This window comes from Verrucomicrobiota bacterium, assembly GCA_016200005.1.
Classification (GTDB): domain Bacteria; phylum Verrucomicrobiota; class Verrucomicrobiia; order Limisphaerales; family PALSA-1396; genus PALSA-1396.
This window is the reverse complement of sequence record JACQFP010000064.1, coordinates 49,408-67,559: the sequence shown is the minus strand read 5'-3', so window position 1 is coordinate 67,559 and position 18,152 is coordinate 49,408. Positions and strand designations below refer to the sequence as shown.

Genomic DNA, 18,152 nt, shown 5'->3' with positions numbered 1-18,152 from the left:
ACGAAGTCTCAGGGCGGCGAGGTTTCTTCGACGCGCTGTAGTTTTGGCAATATTCGCCTCCCCCCATAGTCGAGTGATTTCACGAGCAGCCAGAAGAACAGGACGATCATGGCGAAAACCGCCGCCGCAACCATCCAGTATCGCGACCGGTATTGCGCCAGAGACGGTCCGAAAGCAAACAAAGCCAGCACCGCCGCTACGACTACGATGCTATCCCAACTCGCCCGCTGCCAATAGCTGCCGCCCAGGTGCAGCCACATGCCGAACTCGTCGAAGGTCAGCGCGAGGCCGACGCCGTAGAGAATCGCGGGCCAGCGGAAGTTCCTGGGCGGACGTAGCAGCAACCACGCGCCCACGGCGACAAGCAGGAAGATACCGTAGTTGAGGTGATGCACGTGCGTTCCACGAACATGCAGGAAGAAATCGGGGATCTTCCTGGCCATGATGAGGAACACGAGAAGGCGAGCGCAAATAAACGTGGCGAGAAAGGCCAGTAGAATCAACTGTGCCCGTTCGCGTCCGGTGACGATGGTGGCATCGCGCGAAAGGTCGGCGGCCGATTCCGGCGTTTTGGTTTGCGCAGCTTGCATCGCCGGAACGCGGAACGGATGGTTGGCAAGAGCATTCCGAAATCCGTTCCGCGTCTCACCAGTCTCCTCCTGGCGGGCCGCTCCTTCAACTCCGCATTGGCTGTGCATGGCTTCACGGCTTCACGTTGGCGGCGAGTGTGGATTGCCGCGCTTCGCTGGCGAGTATGTCTTGCCGGCGGCGTAGCGGAACGGCACGTCGCGCCCCGCAAGCCGGGCGAGGTGCGTCTCGTCCGATTCGGCGAGCAATCGAGCGATGGTTTGGAGCAGAATGGGAATGTCCAAGGGCTTTTCCAACAGCGCACCCACACCCGCGCCCACCGCCGTGAAAAGTTGGTTCGGCCGCGCGGTGATAAGGACGACGGGCACGAGCGGATGCTCGGCGCTGAGGCGCTCGAAGGTGTACCAACCGTTCTTGCGCGGCATGTTCAGGTCGAGGAGCACGAGGTCAATGGAACTGGAGGCGCTGAGTTCCAGCGCTTGCTGGCCGTCATTGGCGGGAATCACCACGTAGCCTTCCTCAACCAGCACGTCCTGGAGCGAGCCGCGCACGTCGGCGTCGTCATCCACAAGCAAAATGCGGCGGCGAGCAGGCGGTTTCGTGGTTGTCGCGCTGACGGCGGCCGAGGCCTCGCGCGTTGCCCCCTTCTCTGTCTTGTCGGGTTGCCGGTCGCGGGACTTTGACGCTGCTTTCATGTCAGGAATGGTTTGAGTGGTTGCCGTTAAGCAGCCGCGTGACGAATGCCCGGTCGGTGATGCGCTCGGTATGCCGTTTGTCCGGTTCGTGCGTGAGCTTGTGGATGGCGCGCAGCAGCACCGGAAAATCGAGCGGCTTTTCCATGAACGCATCCACGCCCAACCGCACTGCCTCCTTGTATTGGTGCGGACGAGCCGTGATGACGATGACGGGCAGCAACGGACACACATGGTCGAGTTTCGTGAAGGCAGTCCAGCCGTCCACGTGGGGCATGTTCAGGTCCAACAGCACGAGAGCCGGTGGCTGAGCGGTGGCGTGCGCGACGGCTTGACGGCCATCCGCAGCCTCGTCCACGTCGTAACCTTCCGATGCAAGCACGGCGGCCAGCGCGGCGCGCACCACGGTATCGTCGTCGGCTATGAGAATGCGTTTGCGATTCGCGGTGGCGTCGGATAGGCGCGCTGCCGGTGATGGCTGCACGCGAGGGTCAATTCTTGAGAGGGTCGTCAAACTATTCATAATCGTCTTTCTTTGAGTTGCCCGTCGGAGCGGGCGTTCGGACGAGCTGAAGTTAAGCCGCCAGGATGCCAACCGGTTGGTCTGTTGATTTGCTGGCCTTTAGTTCGAGAACGAGTCCGGCGGGTCGTTTTTTTGATTAAGAAGTTACCGCCATCTGATAAGCTGCTTGCCATTGGGATGCACTCAGCAGTTCACCTGGGACGCCTGACGCTTGTCCTTCAAGAAACCTCAACTTTCGAGAATGTGGCGAATCGTATCGAGAAGCTGATATGGCGGACAGGGCTTTTGCACGAAGTTCTGTCCGGCCTTCAATTTCAACTCCTGCCCGGCGATTTCCAAGCTGTAGCCGCTGGTGAAAATCACTTTGAGTTCCGGCCGATCCACCTGCAACTGGCGGGCAAGTTCCCGACCGCTCAAGCTCCCGGGCATGACCAAATCGGTCAGGAGTAAGGCGATTTCGCCGCGATGGCGCTGCCAGACCTCATGCGCCTCAACTCCATTGGCCGCCTCCAGCACGCGATATCCTTGCCGCTCCAGGGTCACGCGCGTCAGCATCCGGACGGCAGCGTCGTCCTCGACGACGAGAACGGTTTCCGTTCCGCCATGCGGTTTGAGTTGAACGGCCTCGTCCGCGAGTTCCTCTGGCGACGCGTCGCTGGTCGGCAGAAAGACCTGAAAGTTCGTGCCCTGACCGGGTTCGCTGTAAACCTTGATCCAGCCGCGATGTTGTTTGACGATGCCAAACACAGTCGCCAGCCCGAGGCCTGTGCCCTGGCCCGCCTCCTTGGTGGTGAAGAATGGTTCGAAGATGCGGGGCAAGACCTCGTGCGAAATGCCGCAACCGGTGTCGCTGACGCTTAGCCACGCGTAACGTCCCGGAGTTGCCTCCGGGTTGAGGCGCACCTGCTCCTCGGCAAAAGTTTTCTCCGCCGTCTCGATGAGCAACCGTCCTCCGTTGGGCATGGCGTCACGAGCATTGACCGCCAGGTTCATCAATAATTGGTCGAGCATCCCGGCGTCGGCATAGATCATCAGCGGCGCGGAGTGGAGGTGCAGTTGCAGACGCACGTCTTCCCGGATGATGCGCTGAAGCATTTTGGCAAGGCCGGTCACCACTTCGTTCAGATCCAGCAGGCGCGGCTGCATCACCTGGCGGCGGCTGAACAGCAGCAATTGCCGGGTGAGATTGGCCGCGCGTTCGGCTGCCGCTCTGATGTCCCGCAAGGTTTCCCGCACTTCGGGGGGCGTGGCTTCGACCAGGTCCGCCAACTCAGTCTGCATCATCATGGCAGCGAGAATATTGTTGAAATCATGCGCCACGCCGCCGGCAAGCTGGCCGACGGCCTCCATCTTTTGTGATTGGCGGAGCTGCATTTCCAAGCTGCGCCGGTTTGTGATGTCTTCGATGACGGCGATGAAATAATCCGCCTCGCCGCCGGATTTGCGCACGAGGGACACGGTCAGCTCGACCCACACTTGCGAGCCGTCTTGGCGAATGTATCGCTTTTCCATCGAGTAGGTTTGGATCTCCCCGGCGAGGAGACGTCGCACCTGTTTGAGGTCTGCCTGAAGGTCGTCTGGATGTGTGATGTCCTGGATGGTGCGCGCAAGCAGTTCGTCGCGCGAATAGCCCGTGATATCACAAAACTTCTGGTTCACGCGCTTGAACCGGCCTTCGGGCAGGACGTGCGACATGCCGACGGCCGCCTGCTCGAACGTGGCGCGGAAACGCCGCTCATTTTCACGGAGGGCTTCCTCGGCGCGCTTGCGTTCGATGCCTACGGCAATAGCGTCCGCCACCGAACCCAAAGCTGTTAACGTCGTGTCTGATAGCGGGTGTCGGGCAAAGAGAGCCATGACCCCGATGACACGGTCTTCGACCAACAGCGGATAGCCGGCAAACGCGACCATGCCCTCGCGCCTGGCCCATTCCTGGTCATTGACGCGTGGGTCGCCAATCACCGAGTTGGTGAGATGCGGCTTTCGCTCCTGCGCAATGAGACCAATTTTGAATTGGCCGACCGGCACACGTCCGTGCGATCCGTCCAGGTGCGTGTAGATGCCGGCACTCGCCTGCAACTCGAGCACCTGTTCTGCTTCGTTGAGTGTCCAGACGCGGGCAAACGCCGCGTCCAGATGTTTGACCAGCGCTTCGGCGCAGTGCCGCAAAACCTCTTGCAATGACCCGGATCGAGTCAGAGCCATCCCCACATTGGCGCCCAAGGCCGCGAGGCCGGCGTGTTGCGCGAGCGCTTCGCCCGCTTGAATGCGGTTGAGGGCGCCACCACAATGATCCGCCAGCGCTTGCAGCGTGGTCAGATCGTTTTGCGTGTAAGCGTGACGGGTATAGCTCTGAATCGAAACGATGCCCACGACCCGCTCTCCGATGGGCATGGGGGCGAACATCAGGGAAGCGGACCGGCGGGTTTCGCTTCCAAAGGGAATCAATCCCGAATCAGCCTCGTCAGGCTGGCCGCGTAGAATCAGACGCGGGCCTTCCAGGATGACCTGGCGCATGAGCGGTCCCGGGCGGCCGGCCGCACCCCAAGGAACGGTCACCTTTTCCCCGTTGATGGTGTCCATTCTCAGGACCAGTTCCCAGAGTTCTTGCTGCGGATCACACAGCCCAACCAGACAGGCGTCCCAGCCCATAAGTTGCTCGGCTGCGTCAACGATGATCCTGGCTGCTGCCGCTCTATCGCGTGGGCGTGCGCTCCGAACTGGTCATGCTAGGCGATTTCAACAGCGACAAGCGTTGGGATCAACAGGACCGCGAACTCATGCAGTCGTTGCTCGCGAACCCTTTTCAGCGCAGCGCCAAAGATTGCATCAGGGCCGACCTGAACAACGACGGCCGACTGGACGCCGAGGACCTCGCAATTTTGGAGCAACTCACCGCCACCGGCGATCCCTACGAGACCGAAGCCAAAGCCGTGGACGCGGGCAAACCTTTCCCCCGACCGCGTGAGCTTTATCGCTACGTGTCACCGCAAGATTATGTGAACCGCCCTCTGTTCGCGCTGCCTTACGCCGGGGCGAAACAAAGTCCGCTCGATTCCCTCAGTCACCCCAAACCGCCCGCTGCCGATTCGCCGTACGCGCGGCAACTGGCGGAAGAGACTTACAACGAAGCCGTGCGCTTCGATCTGGCTTACCACGCGCGCCTCCCGCAATTGACCGAGACCGAACAGACCTATTGCCGCGGCAAGATCGAAGACTGCAACCAGTTTTACGCGGCAGGCATGGGCTACGATCTATTGCTTGAATTGATCGGGCTGGTCGAAGACGCGGAAACGCTCACCACCCGGGGGCAGGACGAGTTTATTTCCAAGACGCTTTTCTTCCGCGATCACCTGCGCGAGTTGCTCGACTCACCGCAATACTCGAAATTCGAGGCGGGCCGCGTAACGGCGCCGGAAATCTTGAAAACCATCGAACGTTACCTCAAACAAGACCTGGGGTTGGAGGTCACGCTGGAAAAACTCGGGCCACCGCGCGACCTGACGCATCTCAAGAATTACCTGAGTCGCACGCAGTGGCAGTATTACAAGTCCCGCACGCGCGTCGAACAGTTCGAGCAACTCATCCACTTCGCTCAGCACGACCGCCGTTATCTGCGCGCCGTGTGCCAGACCACGCCCAAGCATGGCGACCCCGGCGTCGAGAATCACAACCTGCCCATGATCCTGCTGTTCCGCGAAGCCGTCCGCATCACCGGCGACAAGCGCGCCGCCGTGGGACTCGTGGACGAAACCATCCGCATCCCGTTCTTTTGGGTCAAATCCATCCCGCGCGACAAACTCCCCGGCTCGGTGGCGCAGGAAAACTTCCTGCTCCCGGGCAACAAGGAGGACGGCTCGGATAAAAGCCGGCACTGGAATGTCTTTGGCGGCATCTGCCTCTACAAATCACCGCAGGAATCCCTGGACCTCGCCTTGAAACGCGAAAGCCAGGATTTGCGGGAAGGCCATTATTCACCCGACGCCATGACCGAATTCATCCGCGACACCATTGCGAACCTGAACGGCATCTACTACGTGGTCAGCATGAATCCCGACCTGTTGCGTCCTGCGACCAACGCGATGCCTGCGGCGGACAAGCGGTGAAAAGATAATAGCCCGGGGTGAAGCCCCGGGTTAATCGGCAATAAATCCCAAGCCCTGTAAGGGCGACACACCTACCCTCAGGACATTCCTGCAAACCTGCAGCGCACATTTTGTGTCCGGCAATGTGGACACATCAATTCTTGTTTCGTCGCTTTTGCGACTGTCGTAAAGTCCGCCGCTCCACAGTGGGTACAATTGCCCAACTTCAGCTGGAGATTTTCTTTTCGCCAACGCAGCCAGCTAAGACGCCTTCGACTTCCGGCGCTTTACCACACGCAGTGCATTGGATGCGGTAAATGGCAGGCATGAATTAAATAGGATTCGACTGCAGACGAACGTTCAGAGCTGCGGTGCAAGAGCCTGCGCACGGGGCGAGACTCTGCGAATCAGTTCCCGTCTTTGGCCGCGTCAGCAACGGCGTGTTTATCAAACCCGATGTAGATTCGCGCGTTGGCATTTCCTCCCAACTCGCGAAGGGTTTCCAGTTCCAAGATGCGCATGAGAGCCGGGTGTTTTGCGTAGGCTTGCGCGTTACGTTCGCGTTCCTGCAGGCGTTTGATTTCGGCTTCGGTTTGCAGGCGCTGGACTTCGGCATCGCCTTGCGCGGCGAGGCGTTGGGCGTGGGCCCGGCTTTCGGCTTCCGTTCGTTGTGCGTCGGCTTTGCTTTGCGACTCGATCTTTTGCACGTCGGCCTTGGTGCGGGCTTCCACGAGTTGCACCTGGCTCATGCGTTCGGCGGCGAGCACCTTGTTCATGATCTCCTGAAGGTTGCCGGGGAAGACGAGGTCTTTCACGTCGGCGCGTTGGATGGTGACGCCGTAGGTGGCGGCGGTGTTCTTCACGTCGCGCAGGATGTCTTGGCTGAGGCGATTGCGGTTGGTGAGGATTTCCTCCAGCGTCATGGTGGCCAGCGAGCGGCGGGCGGCAAGTTGCACGTCGCTGTAAAGGCGGTCTTCGTATTTCTCGACGGCGTGCAGCGCGAGCTTCGAGTCAACGACGCGAAACTGCACGATGATGCTCACGCGCAGGGAGACTTTGTCGGCGGTGAGGATTTCCTGGCCTTTGATGGTCAGGTCGCGCTCACGCATGTCCACGAGCTGAACTTCGACGCGGGGTTTTGGCCGGAAGAAGAGCAAGCGTTTGAGGGGAATCTAGTAGCGGCCGGCTTCGACCACTTTGGTAAGCACGCCGTCCTCGTACCACAGTCCGCGATGGGTGTCCTTGATAATGATCTCGAGTTTGGTTCGGCTCATAACGCGCTCCAGTTTGCTGCATTGGTACCCCGAAGCTGGGCTGATATTGAGCACGGCCGAGAACAGATCTGCATCTGCTGAGTCACATTCGCAATGAGTGACAACAATGCTTGTTGGAGGCCGCTCATTAACCCCGCCGGGGCGAAAAGCAGTGAACACCTAGCGACGCGAGAAGTCAACGACGGGTAGGAAAAACCCGCAGCCTGTCACAAAATCGTTTGCGTGCGATTGGATGAGCGGCAATCCTTGACCGAAACCATTACTCCGGACAAGAGCTCAATCTGCTGGAACTTGAAACCGATCTAAACCGTGCAAGATCATTCGCCATCCACCAAAAAGTCTCCCATGACTGAAGGCGAAATCGCATCACCGCGAATAGGCTATTATCGTTGGATCATCTGCGCGCTGCTCTTGTTTGCGACGACGATCAACTACATGGACCGTCAGATTCTGGGCATTCTGGCGCCGCTGTTGCAAAAGGAGATTGGCTGGAGCGAGGTGGACTACGGCAACATCGTCGTGGCTTTTCAATTGGCTTACGCACTGGGATTGCTCGTGGCCGGAGCGTTGATCGACCGGTTCGGGACGCGGCTCGGCTATGCGGTCGCGCTTGCGATTTGGAGTGTGGCGGCGATGGCTCACGGATTGGCGCATTCGGTAGCCGGTTTTGCGATCGCGCGGTTTTCGCTCGGTCTCGGTGAGGCTGGCAATTTTCCAGCCGCCATCAAAACGGTGGCCGAGTGGTTTCCGAAACGCGAGCGGGCGCTGGCCACTGGCATTTTCAACTCGGGCACCAACTTTGGCGCCATCATCGCGCCATTGACAGTGCCGTTCATTGCATTGAACTGGGGCTGGCAATGGGCCTTCGTGATGGTCGGCGCCGTTGGTTTTCTCTGGCTGGCCCTTTGGCTGCCGCTTTATCGCCGGCCGGAAAAACACCCGCGGTTGTCGGCGGCGGAACTGGCCCACATCCGCAGCGACCCGTCTGAAAGTCTGGAGAAAATTCCCTGGCCACGGTTGCTGCCGCATCGGCAAACGTGGGCGTTCGCCATCGGTAAGTTTCTCACCGATCCCGTGTGGTGGTTCTATCTTTATTGGACGGCAAAGTTTCTCGACAAGAACTACGGCATCAGCCTGGCGCAGGTCAGTTTGCCGCTGGTCGTGATCTACCTGGTCGCGGATGTGGGGAGCATTGGCGGCGGCTGGCTCTCGGGGCGGCTCATCAAGCGCGGCTGGAGCGTCAATGCCGGGCGAAAGACCGCGATGTTGTGGTGCGCGCTCTGCGTTGTGCCGGTGATGTTCGCGTCGCAGACGAAGGATTTGTGGATCGCGGTTGCGCTGGTAAGCGTGGCGGCAGCGGCGCATCAAGGCTGGTCCGCGAATCTGTTCACGCTGGCGTCGGACATGTTTCCCCGCCGCGCGGTGGGCTCGGTGGTCGGAATTGGCGGCATGGCGGGTGCCGTGGGAGGCATTCTTTTCAGCAGCGCGACCGGACACATACTGCAATGGACCGACGGCAACTACCTGCCGGTTTTTGCGGCCTGTAGCGTGGCGTACCTTGTGGGGCTGCTGATCATTCACGGGTTGGTGCCGAGACTGGAGCCGGCGAAATTATAGCTGGTCAATTTGATGCGGTTCAGTGCCGGGACTTAAATCGAGTTTGACTCCGCATGGCTTTCTCCGCCTACTTTGCCCGCATCAGTTTATGAGCGACCCGGCCCAAGTATTGCGCGACTTCAAACCAACGAAGGAATTTTTCATTGGTATTGATTCGGACGGCTGCGTGTTTGACACGATGGAGATCAAACACAAGGAATGTTTCGCGCCGATGTTCATCAAGCATTTCAACCTGCAAGCGGCGAGCAAATACGCCCGCGAGGTTTGGGACTTCGTCAATCTCTACTCGAAGACGCGCGGCGCGAATCGCTTCCCCGCCCTCTCGCGCGCTTTGAATCTGCTGCGCGAACGTCCACAAGTCGTCGCCCGCAAGGTCGTCGTGCCCGCCACCAAAACGCTCGACCAATGGGTTGCTCACGAAACCAAGTTGAGCAACGCCACGTTGAGCGCGGCGGTCAGAAACGGGAACCAGGAACTCGCAACGGTTTTGACCTGGTCCCACGCGGTCAACGCCATGATCGGGGACATTGTCAAAGGCGTGCCGCCCTTCCCGCGGTTTCGCGAGAGCCTTGGCCAGATGAAGCAGAAGGCCGATACGATTGTGGTTTCCCAAACTCCGACCGAGGCTTTGGAACGGGAGTGGGCCGAGCACGACATCGCCAGCGCGGTGCAACTGATCGCGGGTCAGGAACTGGGCACGAAAACCGAACACATCAAATTCGCCGCGGCTGGAAAATATCCGTCAGAGAAGATCTTGATGATCGGCGATGCCCCAGGGGATTTCAAAGCGGCGAAATCGAACCAGGCGCTTTTCTATCCTATCGTGCCCGGCCGCGAGGAAGCTTCCTGGCAACGTTTATACGACGAAGCTCTCGAAAGGTTTTTCGCCGGCGAATACGCCGGTGATTACGAGGCGCAACTCGTGAGCGAGTTCGACGCGAGTCTCCCGGAAAAACCCGGCTGGTAATTTTTCCATCGGCCGCGTTCTTCACCCGTCTGGACGCCGGACCAGAAGCGAAAGCGGTCGAAACGGCCTGGCGGTTGAAGTCGTTGGCGATAATGATTTGCGAAAATCAGGCGTGGCAGGACGCGCCCCGCGTTCCCAAGCTGCTCCATCTGGAAATTTGTTCGGTCCATGATCATGGATTTGTCCGGCGGTCTTGACCTGCATCAAAGCAGACGGCCGCGGGCAAATTTAATTTGATTGGCATGAACGAAACCTTGAAGGCCCCGCAAACCAGCCCGCTCGTGCTGGACACGCGCCCATTCTTTGCGCGCGGCGCCACACCGTGCGATGCGATTGACAACGTTGTCGCGCGGCTGCGGCCTGGACAACCTTTGGTCCTGCTCGTACCCTTCGAGCCGGTGCCGCTTTACACCAAGCTGGGCAGAGAAGGGTTTGTGCACCAGACGACCCAAATGGAAGACGGCACCTGGCGGGTGGAATTCCGGAAGGGCGCTTGAGGATAGACAGATTTTTGTTTGGTTGATTGATTTGGAAATGGCCGTGGGTCTTGCCACACTTAAGTGAGTTCACTAATCGCTAATCTTCTTGCCCGAGGGCCGGTTGTGACCGACGGCGCCTGGGGGACGGAGCTACAGGCGCGTGGATTGGCCACCGGCGAAAATCCCGATGCTTGGAACCTCGCCCATCCAGACCTCGTCCGTGAGGTTGCCGACGCCTATGTTGCGGCCGGCAGCCAGATCATTTTGACCAATACCTTCGGCGCCAACCGGATTCGGTTGGCGGAGTTTGGTCTGGCCGACCGGGTTGCGGAGATTAATCGAGCCGGTGTTGAGATCTCGCGGGAAGCGGCCAATGGCCACGCCCGCGTTTTCGCGTCGATTGGCCCCAGCGGAAAATTGTTGATGAGTGGCGACATCGGCGCGGACGAATTGGCCGACGCCTTTGCGGAACAGGCGCAGGCACTGGCCAACGCCGGCGCGGACGCGCTCGTGATCGAAACAATGGCGGACCTGGCGGAAGCGCGCTTGGCGGTGGGTGGCGCGCACACGACCGGTTTGCCGATTGTGGCGTGCCTGGTGTTTGATTCGGGCAAAAACAAAGACCGCACGATGATGGGGAACACGCCGGAGCAGGCCGTCGCGGACTTGGTCGCGGCGGGCGCGGATGTGATCGGCGCAAACTGCGGGCAGGGCATCGCGTCGTTCGCCGCAATTTGCCGGCGGCTGCGGGCGGCCACCGACCGCCCGATCTGGCTCAAGCCCAACGCGGGTTTGCCCAGGCTGGTCGATGGCCGGGCGCACTACGACGTGACGCCCGAAATATTCGCCAGCTACGTTCCTGAACTGATCGAACTGGGTGCGGACTTTGTGGGCGGCTGTTGCGGCACGCGACCGGAGTTCATTGCGGCCATCCAGCAGCGTCTCTTCGCCGTGCACTCCATCCGCTGATGCTTTAGCAGAGAACCGAAACATGACTGGTCGTGAACGAATTTTAGCCCACTTGAACGGTCGTCCAGTGGATCGACTGCCGCTGATGCCCATCACCATGATGTTCGCGTGCGACCAGATTGGCGCGCGGTATCGCGATTATTGCACCGATCATCGCGTGCGGGTCGAAGCGCAGATCCGCACGGCGGAAACCTTCGGCTTCGATTACGTCAATACGATGTCCGACCCGGCGCGCGAAGCGGCGGATTGCGGCGCGGTCGTGGAGTATTTCGACGACCAGCCGGTGGCGATAGTCGAAGAACAAGCGTTGTTGACGGACAAGACCAGGCTGGCGCGGCTGAAAATGCCCGACCCGCTCGGCGGTGGGCGAATGCACAACGCTGTCCAGGCGGTTGCGCTCCACAAAGAAAAGTTGCGCGGCGACAAATTGATCGAAGGCTGGGTTGAAGGCCCGTGCGCCGAAGCGGCCGACCTGCGCGGCATCAACAATCTCATGCTGGATTTTTTCGACGACCCGCCATTCGTGCGCGACCTGTTCCAGTTCGTCATCGATCTGGAATTGCGCTTTGCCCGCTGCCAGGTCGAAGCGGGCGCGGAGGCGATTGGGATCGGCGACGCCGCTGCGTCCCTCGTCGGTCCGCGAATCTACGAAACCTTTGTCTGGCCGTACGAGAAGAAACTGGTGGATGGCATTCAGGCGCTCGGGGCTTTGGTGCGATTGCACATTTGCGGCAACACGCGTCCCATTCTCGGCGGCATGGGCCGGCTCGGCTGCGACATTGTGGATTTGGATTCACTGGCGACCCTGTCCGAAGCACGGCAGCAAATGGGCGCCAGCCAGGTTCTGCTTGGCAACATCAATCCTGTGGTGGTGTTGCGCAACGGCGATGCCCTCGGCGTGACGAAGGCGATTGCGGAATGTCATCGCCAGGCAGGGGCGCGTTACATCGTCGGCGCAGGTTGTGAAATTCCGCGCGACACGCCCCGGGAAAATGTTCACGCACTGGCAGAGTATGCACGCCGTCAAACACCTGTTTGAGCTGGAAACCAAAACTCTTGCCTGGGAAATGACGCGAATAGATGACCCTTCTGGCCGAAATGTTGGTGACGCTGTCGCTCTCACCGGGTGCCTGGGAGACTCCCTTCAGGCGTGGTGCTGATGAAAGTTCACCAGCCGAAGTCGCTGGCCAAACTCCGGCCTCCGAACTCCACCCGCCCATTGCTCAATATGGCGCTAAAGACGGAGAGGAAATCTTGATGTGGCCGCGGCGATCGGGTGATAGGTTTGTTTTGCACAGTTGCTGGCGGCGCTGAAAATGTTATGAGGATTCTCTTGGTTTATCCGCAAAACCCGGACACGTTTTGGAGTTTCAAACACGTGCTGCGTTTTGTTTCGAAGCGATCCCCCTTCCCGCCGCTCGGCCTGCTCACCATCGCCGCGATGCTGCCCGCCGATTGGAAGCTCAAGTTGGTGGATTTGAATGTGGAGCGGCTCACGGACAGCGATTTACGCCGGGCCGATTACGTGATGATCAGCGCGATGATCGTGCACAGGGATTCAGCAAATGAAATCGTGGCGCGGTGTCTGGCGCTTAAAAAACCGGTCATCGCCGGCGGTCCGCTCTTCACGACCGGCCACGAAGCGTTTCCCGCGATTCAGCATTTCGTTTTGGGCGAAGCTGAGGAAATCATGCCGGAACTGGTTTCGGACCTGATCGGTGGAACGGTGCGTCCGCTCTATCAGGCCACGGGCCGGCCCGACATCACGCGCGTGCCCGTGCCGCGCTGGGACCTCATTGATTTGCGGCTGTACGTCACGATGGCGGTTCAATTCTCGCGGGGCTGCCCCTACGACTGCGAATTCTGCGACATCATCATCATGAATGGCCGCGTGCCCCGCACCAAGACCCCGGCGCAACTCATCGAGGAGCTTGAATCATTGCGGCGACATGGGTGGCAGGACATGGTTTTTATCGTGGATGATAATTTCATCGGCGACAAAAAGCGGACGAAGAGTCTGCTCCGCGAGTTGATTGCCTGGCGTTCGCGCACGCGGCCCAGCCTGGGTTTCTTTACGGAGGCCTCCGTCAATCTGGCTGATGATGCAGAACTTTGCGAGTTGATGGTCAAGGCGGGCTTCAAAAAAGTTTTTGTCGGCATCGAAACGCCATCGCCCGAAAGCCTCCAGGAATGTCACAAGCTCCAGAACAAAGGCCGCGATCTCGTCGCCACCATCCACACCCTCCAGCGCGCCGGGATGGAAGTGATGGGCGGATTCATTGTCGGCTTCGACAGCGACAAGCATGACATCTTCAAGCGCCAATTCGAGTTCATCCAAAACTCGGGCGTGGTCACCGCCATGGTGGGTCTCTTGCAGGCGTTGCCGCAAACCAGACTGTATCAACGATTGGTGAAGGAGGGTCGCATGGAAACGGCCAGCACCGGTAACAACACCGAAGCGGTGCTCAATTTCAGAACCAAGCTGGACCGGGAGTTCCTGCAATCTGGTTACCGTGAATTGATGAAGAAACTTTACGAGCCGAAAGTTTATTACCAAAGAATCCGGACTTTCATGGAACAGCACCGGTCCCGCGGCCCGCGTTTGCGGCTTTCGGGAACTGATTTTCGCGCGTTCGTGAAAACCTTCTGGCTGCTCGGCGTTTGGGACCGGGGTCGCCACTTTTACTGGAAGTTTTTCTGGAGCACGTTGCTGCGTCGGCCAAGGCAGTTTCGTCATGCCATCGAACTCGCCGTTCTGGGCTACCATTTTCGCCGCATCGCCAGCCGCCTCTAAGCAGGCACCTTGCAGCCTTGGCGGATCGGGGCGGGCGGAGGACCTCGGCGGGCGGTCATTTCACGGCGGGCCGATTAGTAGCTGAAAACGTTTGCTCGTTATTGGCGAGGATGGCCTGTTCGCCGATTTCATTTAGAATTTCCACCCCCTTGACGCCGTTATTCTCGCTGATGATGGCGTGCTGAAGTCCCGGGCGCAACGCGATGGCCGGTTCATCTGTTCCAAAGCTGCACCCGCGCACTTGCAATTTGCCGCCATCAGCCTCAACCAGGGGCAGGCGGGATTTGTTCTTCCCGCCGAAAGTCGTGCTCAGGTAGCAATCCGAAAGCGAGACGAAGCTCTTGCTGTGCGACACGACGCATTGCCGGTTTGGTCCCCAGAACGCGCAGTTCACGAGGCGCACCGAACCTTGACAAGTGTTCTCGACCACCACGGGGACGCGCGTGTCGCCGTGCATGCAGACGAACTGGCCGTTTGAGATGAGCAGGCCCATCGGCTGGATCGCCTCGACCTTGACGCAAATTTGCGATTCGTCCGCGCCAATGCCGGAGAACTGGCCGTTGGCGGCGCCGGCTTTTGTTTGAATGAACCGGTAACCGATGTTCACGGGAAAGACGAACGTGTTGTTCACGTACTCCCAGTCCGTGCGGCCGAAGATGAAGGCTTCGCAGTTCTTCCACATGAACTCATGCACCGGTTTCCAGTCGCCGCCCACTTCCTTTGCCGACCACCAATGGCAGTGGAACTGGACGTTCTCGATGCGCCCGATGTCCGAACAGGAATCCACAAAAATTCCGCGCCGCAACACGCAGCCATAAACGCTGCGGATGCGATGTCGCACGTTGCCTTCCGGGCCGATGCGAATGCCGTTATAGCTGTTGATGAGGGTGACGTTCTCCACGGTGTTGTCGTGACCTTGCAGGTGAAATGTCCAGGCGTACGGATGAATGTTTGTCGCGATCTGTTCGGGATAAAATACCGTCAAGCCGCGCGCGGCAGAGGAATGACCCAGTTCAAACAGCGCCGGGCCGTCCTCGTTGTCGCGTCCGCCGGTCGCAAGAATAATCGAGCCGTTCAGCGGTTCAGTCCACACGGGCGATTCCATGTCGCCCTGCAGCGTGACGCCGGGCGGAATACGCAAACTGCCTTTGACGAGGTAGCGCGCGGGCGGCAACCAAGTGCGTCCACCGGTTTTGCCCGCGTCGTCGAGCGCTTTCTGGATGGCGGCGGTGTCATCAGTCACGCCATCGCCTGTGGCGCCGGCGGATTTCGCCGAGAAGATCCCTTCCACGGCGAGGTCGCTCGCGGATGGCTCGCCCCCTCCGACTCGCAACGGAGTTAAAAATGACGGCAGGCAGGCGATCAGCAGGGCGATGCGTAGTTTCATGGTTTTTCCTCAGAATTCGGGGCGCAGCCTGATTGGCAATGCGCCGGGCGTGATGGTGATCGTTTCTGCTCCGGAGTCAAACACGCGATGGCGTTGGGGGCATCTCAATTCTTGAGCACGGCTGCCAAAGCGGAAGGTCCTCCCTCACCCCGGCCCTCTCCCGCTGGGAGAGGGAGTCGTCTTCGCCGGTGCTTGAAAAGTCGTGCGTTTGAATCGGCCGGACTATCGTCCGCAAGTCGAAGAGTATTCGCCTGCTGTTCCCTCTCCCAGCGGGAGAGGGTAAGGGTGAGGGAGAGCCGCTGAACTGGATTTGACGCGCTCATTTTTTGAGGTGCCCGCGTTCACCTGAATTCTTGGCGAGCGGAGCGCCACGCATGGCCGCTCACCAGAACCGCCAATAGAGATACACCCAGACGATGGTGTAAATGACCCACCAAAGCAAAACGCTCTGATACCACGGGCGTTTCACGCCGTCGTCGTATTGCTTGAGCGCTGTGAGCGTCCAGTGGAATGGCCGCCACTGACTTTCCGGGGGCGGTGAGGTGAGCAGCGAAATCACCACGATTCCTGCCATGGTGATCGCCTGCGCGATGGCCGCGACGTAAAGCCAGTGCAGCTTGATGCCGACCAACGGCGCGCCGAACGCCATCGCCAACGTGATCGCCGAGCCGCCGATCAACCCGAACAGCGCGCCCTGGCGATTGGTCCGCTTCCACAACAGCCCGAGCAGCATCACCGAGATGAACGGCGTGGCTAGGTAAGTCACGCCATTTTGAAAATATTTGAAGACGCCGCCCAAGTGCGCGACCGATGGGGCCACAAGCGCGGCGATGCCCATCGCCGCCAGCGAGGCGACGCGCCCCATCCGCACCAGCCGCGCGTCGTCCGCGTCGGGGCGGAAGATGCGTTTGTAAACGTCGAGGCCGAAAATCGTGGCTGTCGAGTTGGCCAGCGCGCTGACGGTGGACATGACCGCGGCGAGAAAGCCGGCGAGGATGATGCCGCGCAGTCCCCAATCGGGCGCGAGGTAGCGCAGCGCAAACGGGAACGCCTCATCCGGATTCTTCAGTGGCGGCGCGGCGTGCATCACGTTGATCCAGTGGAACACGATCAAGCCCAGGAAACACGTGACCAGCGGACGGAGCAGGTTGACCACGCCGGCCCACCACACGCCCATCAACCCGTCCCACGTCGAGCGCGCGGCAAGGATTCGTTGGGCCATCACCTGGTTGCCGGCGGAGTAAAAGATGTACACGCCGAACGTGGCCAGCAGGATGCCGGGAAACGGCGCGGCTTCGTCGCCGGGTGGGCGGTAAAGGTGAAACCGATCCGGGTTCGCGGCTGCCATCGCAGCCCAGCCGCCCGGCACTTTGCCCAACGCGATGAAAAACAAAATCACCCCGCCGCCCACGAGCATCAGACATTGCAAGGCATCCGTCCAGATGACCGACGAGAGGCCGCCCTTGGTCGTGTAGAGCGCGACGAGCGCGACCATGCCCCACAGCACCGCGTAAAAATTCCAGCGGGTCAGTTCGGTCAGCGCGAGGCTCCCGCTGTAAAGCACCGGCACCAGGAACACGAAGACGTACGCAACGAGCATCACCCAACTGTAAATGTCCGCGCACCCCGGCCCAAAGCGGCGTGCCAAAAAATCCGGGATGGTGATGACGCGGTTGCGCATCCAGATCGGAATGAACACGAGCGTCATCAGGCCGTAGGTGGGCACCAACCACCATTCCCAGTTCGCGATGCCCATGCCGTATTTGTAGGTGGCGCCGACCGTGCCAACGATCTGCTCACTCGACACGCTCGTGGAGACAAACGCCGCGCCGATGATGTACCACGGCAGCCGGCCCGAAGCGAGGAAGTAGCCGCGCGCCGATTTCTCCTGGTTGCGCGCCGCCCACAACCCCACCGCGACCACGGCCAGGATGGAAACTGCGATGACCGCGATATCCAGGGGGCTGAGGGCGAAGGTCATTTGGTTATCGGGTTTGCGCTTCTCCGGGCCGGGACTCCTTCACGAACTCAATGCATTTCTCGCCCAGCAGTTGTTTCAACACGTTGTCCTGCGGATGGCCTTCGCCGACGTGCTGGATGAAACCTTCCGCCTGTGCCACGCCCGCCCGTCGGCCGTCGTTGACCGCCAGCTTCCGCATCAGGTCCAGATACTCGTCGCAGTTCATGATGGCGCGCAGCCATTCGCGCTGCGAGGCGTGACAGGCGAGCATCCGCGTCTTGGTTTCCATGACGGTGGAAATGTCCACCGCGCAGGTGAGCGGCAAAGGGCGGCCAAAGATGTCGCGCCCGCCGATGGCGTTTGCGTAATACAAATGCGGGATGCGCAAGGTCGGCGGCGTGGGCGTGCCGCAATCATAGTTGGGCACGGGACCGATGAAGGCGGCGTTGCGGACGAGGCGGGAGGTTTCCTCGTGGTCCGGCAGGTAATCGTACGGCGGGTGGGTGAACACGATGGTCGGGTTCACCACGCGCATCACGCGGATCGCGCGGCGGCGATACTCGGCGTTGTATTCCACCTCGATGTCCTGGCCGCCTGCGAAATGGAAACGCGCTCCGATGACATCCGCGGCGGCCTGCGCTTCCTTGAGCCGCAACTCGCGAATCTCCGCACGCGGCAAGGTCGGCGAGCCGACGTCGCCGCCGGCCATGATGGCGATGTGAATTTCGCAGCCGCGTTGCGCGAGCAACGCCAGTGTGCCGGCGCAGATGAACTCCACGTCGTCCGGATGACAGCCGAAAGCCAGTACTCGATGCAT

General features: G+C 60.1%; 14 protein-coding genes and 1 pseudogene. 7 read left to right on the top strand and 8 right to left on the bottom strand.

Translation table 11 applies throughout. From position 1 onward, the window contains the following. Nucleotides 1-8: 8 nt before the first annotated feature. The 4 genes from HY298_21690 to HY298_21675 all read right to left on the bottom strand — a co-directional run bounded on the left by HY298_21690 (nt 9) and on the right by HY298_21675 (nt 4,455). Nucleotides 9-530, bottom strand: a complete 522-nt coding sequence (locus HY298_21690; protein ID MBI3852876.1) for a hypothetical protein — start codon at nt 528-530, stop codon at nt 9-11. A 180-nt stretch (nt 531-710) separates the two neighbouring features. Beyond that, on the bottom strand, nt 711-1,283 hold the full coding sequence (locus HY298_21685; GenBank protein ID MBI3852875.1) for a response regulator: 573 nt from the start codon (nt 1,281-1,283) through the stop codon (nt 711-713). 1 nt (nt 1,284) lies between these two features. Further along, nucleotides 1,285-1,803: a response regulator gene (locus HY298_21680; protein ID MBI3852874.1), complete on the bottom strand. Its 519-nt coding sequence runs from the start codon at nt 1,801-1,803 to the stop codon at nt 1,285-1,287. Between the two features lie 228 nt (nt 1,804-2,031). Further along, nucleotides 2,032-4,455: a PAS domain S-box protein gene (locus tag HY298_21675; protein ID MBI3852873.1), complete on the bottom strand. Its 2,424-nt coding sequence runs from the start codon at nt 4,453-4,455 to the stop codon at nt 2,032-2,034. Between the two features lie 56 nt (nt 4,456-4,511). Between HY298_21675 and HY298_21670 the strand changes: the two genes are divergently transcribed. Next, the gene (locus HY298_21670) at nt 4,512-5,909 is read left to right on the top strand and encodes a hypothetical protein (protein MBI3852872.1); all 1,398 of its coding nucleotides are present in this window, start codon (nt 4,512-4,514) and stop codon (nt 5,907-5,909) included. 386 nt (nt 5,910-6,295) lie between these two features. Here HY298_21670 and HY298_21665 read toward each other — a convergent pair. After that, nucleotides 6,296-7,162: pseudogene (locus HY298_21665) on the bottom strand (slipin family protein). Between the two features lie 345 nt (nt 7,163-7,507). Between HY298_21665 and HY298_21660 the strand changes: the two are divergent. From HY298_21660 to HY298_21635, 6 genes are all read left to right on the top strand, one after another. Further along, entirely contained in the window at nt 7,508-8,779 is a 1,272-nt protein-coding gene (locus HY298_21660) for an MFS transporter (protein MBI3852871.1), read from the top strand. Nucleotides 8,780-8,867: 88 nt separating this feature from the next. After that, nucleotides 8,868-9,746, top strand: coding sequence for an HAD family hydrolase (locus HY298_21655; protein MBI3852870.1), 879 nt, complete (start codon nt 8,868-8,870; stop codon nt 9,744-9,746). A 242-nt stretch (nt 9,747-9,988) separates the two neighbouring features. Continuing rightward, a complete protein-coding gene (locus tag HY298_21650; GenBank protein ID MBI3852869.1) occupies nt 9,989-10,243 on the top strand; it encodes a DUF2249 domain-containing protein in 255 nt (84 codons plus the stop codon). Between the two features lie 63 nt (nt 10,244-10,306). Then, nucleotides 10,307-11,194: a homocysteine S-methyltransferase family protein gene (locus HY298_21645; protein MBI3852868.1), complete on the top strand. Its 888-nt coding sequence runs from the start codon at nt 10,307-10,309 to the stop codon at nt 11,192-11,194. A gap of 22 nt (nt 11,195-11,216) precedes the next feature. Then, nucleotides 11,217-12,233: a uroporphyrinogen decarboxylase family protein gene (locus HY298_21640; protein ID MBI3852867.1), complete on the top strand. Its 1,017-nt coding sequence runs from the start codon at nt 11,217-11,219 to the stop codon at nt 12,231-12,233. 282 nt (nt 12,234-12,515) lie between these two features. Continuing rightward, the gene (locus HY298_21635; protein MBI3852866.1) at nt 12,516-13,988 is read left to right on the top strand and encodes a DUF4070 domain-containing protein; all 1,473 of its coding nucleotides are present in this window, start codon (nt 12,516-12,518) and stop codon (nt 13,986-13,988) included. Nucleotides 13,989-14,043: 55 nt separating this feature from the next. Here HY298_21635 and HY298_21630 read toward each other — a convergent pair whose 3' ends face one another. From HY298_21630 to HY298_21620, 3 genes are all read right to left on the bottom strand, one after another. Further along, complete coding sequence (locus tag HY298_21630) at nt 14,044-15,375, bottom strand: hypothetical protein (protein ID MBI3852865.1); 1,332 nt, start codon at nt 15,373-15,375, stop codon at nt 14,044-14,046. A 382-nt stretch (nt 15,376-15,757) separates the two neighbouring features. Beyond that, nucleotides 15,758-17,356, bottom strand: a complete 1,599-nt coding sequence (locus HY298_21625; protein ID MBI3852864.1) for a sodium/solute symporter — start codon at nt 17,354-17,356, stop codon at nt 15,758-15,760. Between the two features lie 4 nt (nt 17,357-17,360). Further along, nucleotides 17,361-18,152 carry a PIG-L family deacetylase gene (locus HY298_21620; GenBank protein ID MBI3852863.1) on the bottom strand — a complete coding sequence of 264 codons (792 nt, stop codon included), beginning with the start codon at nt 18,150-18,152 and terminating at the stop codon, nt 17,361-17,363.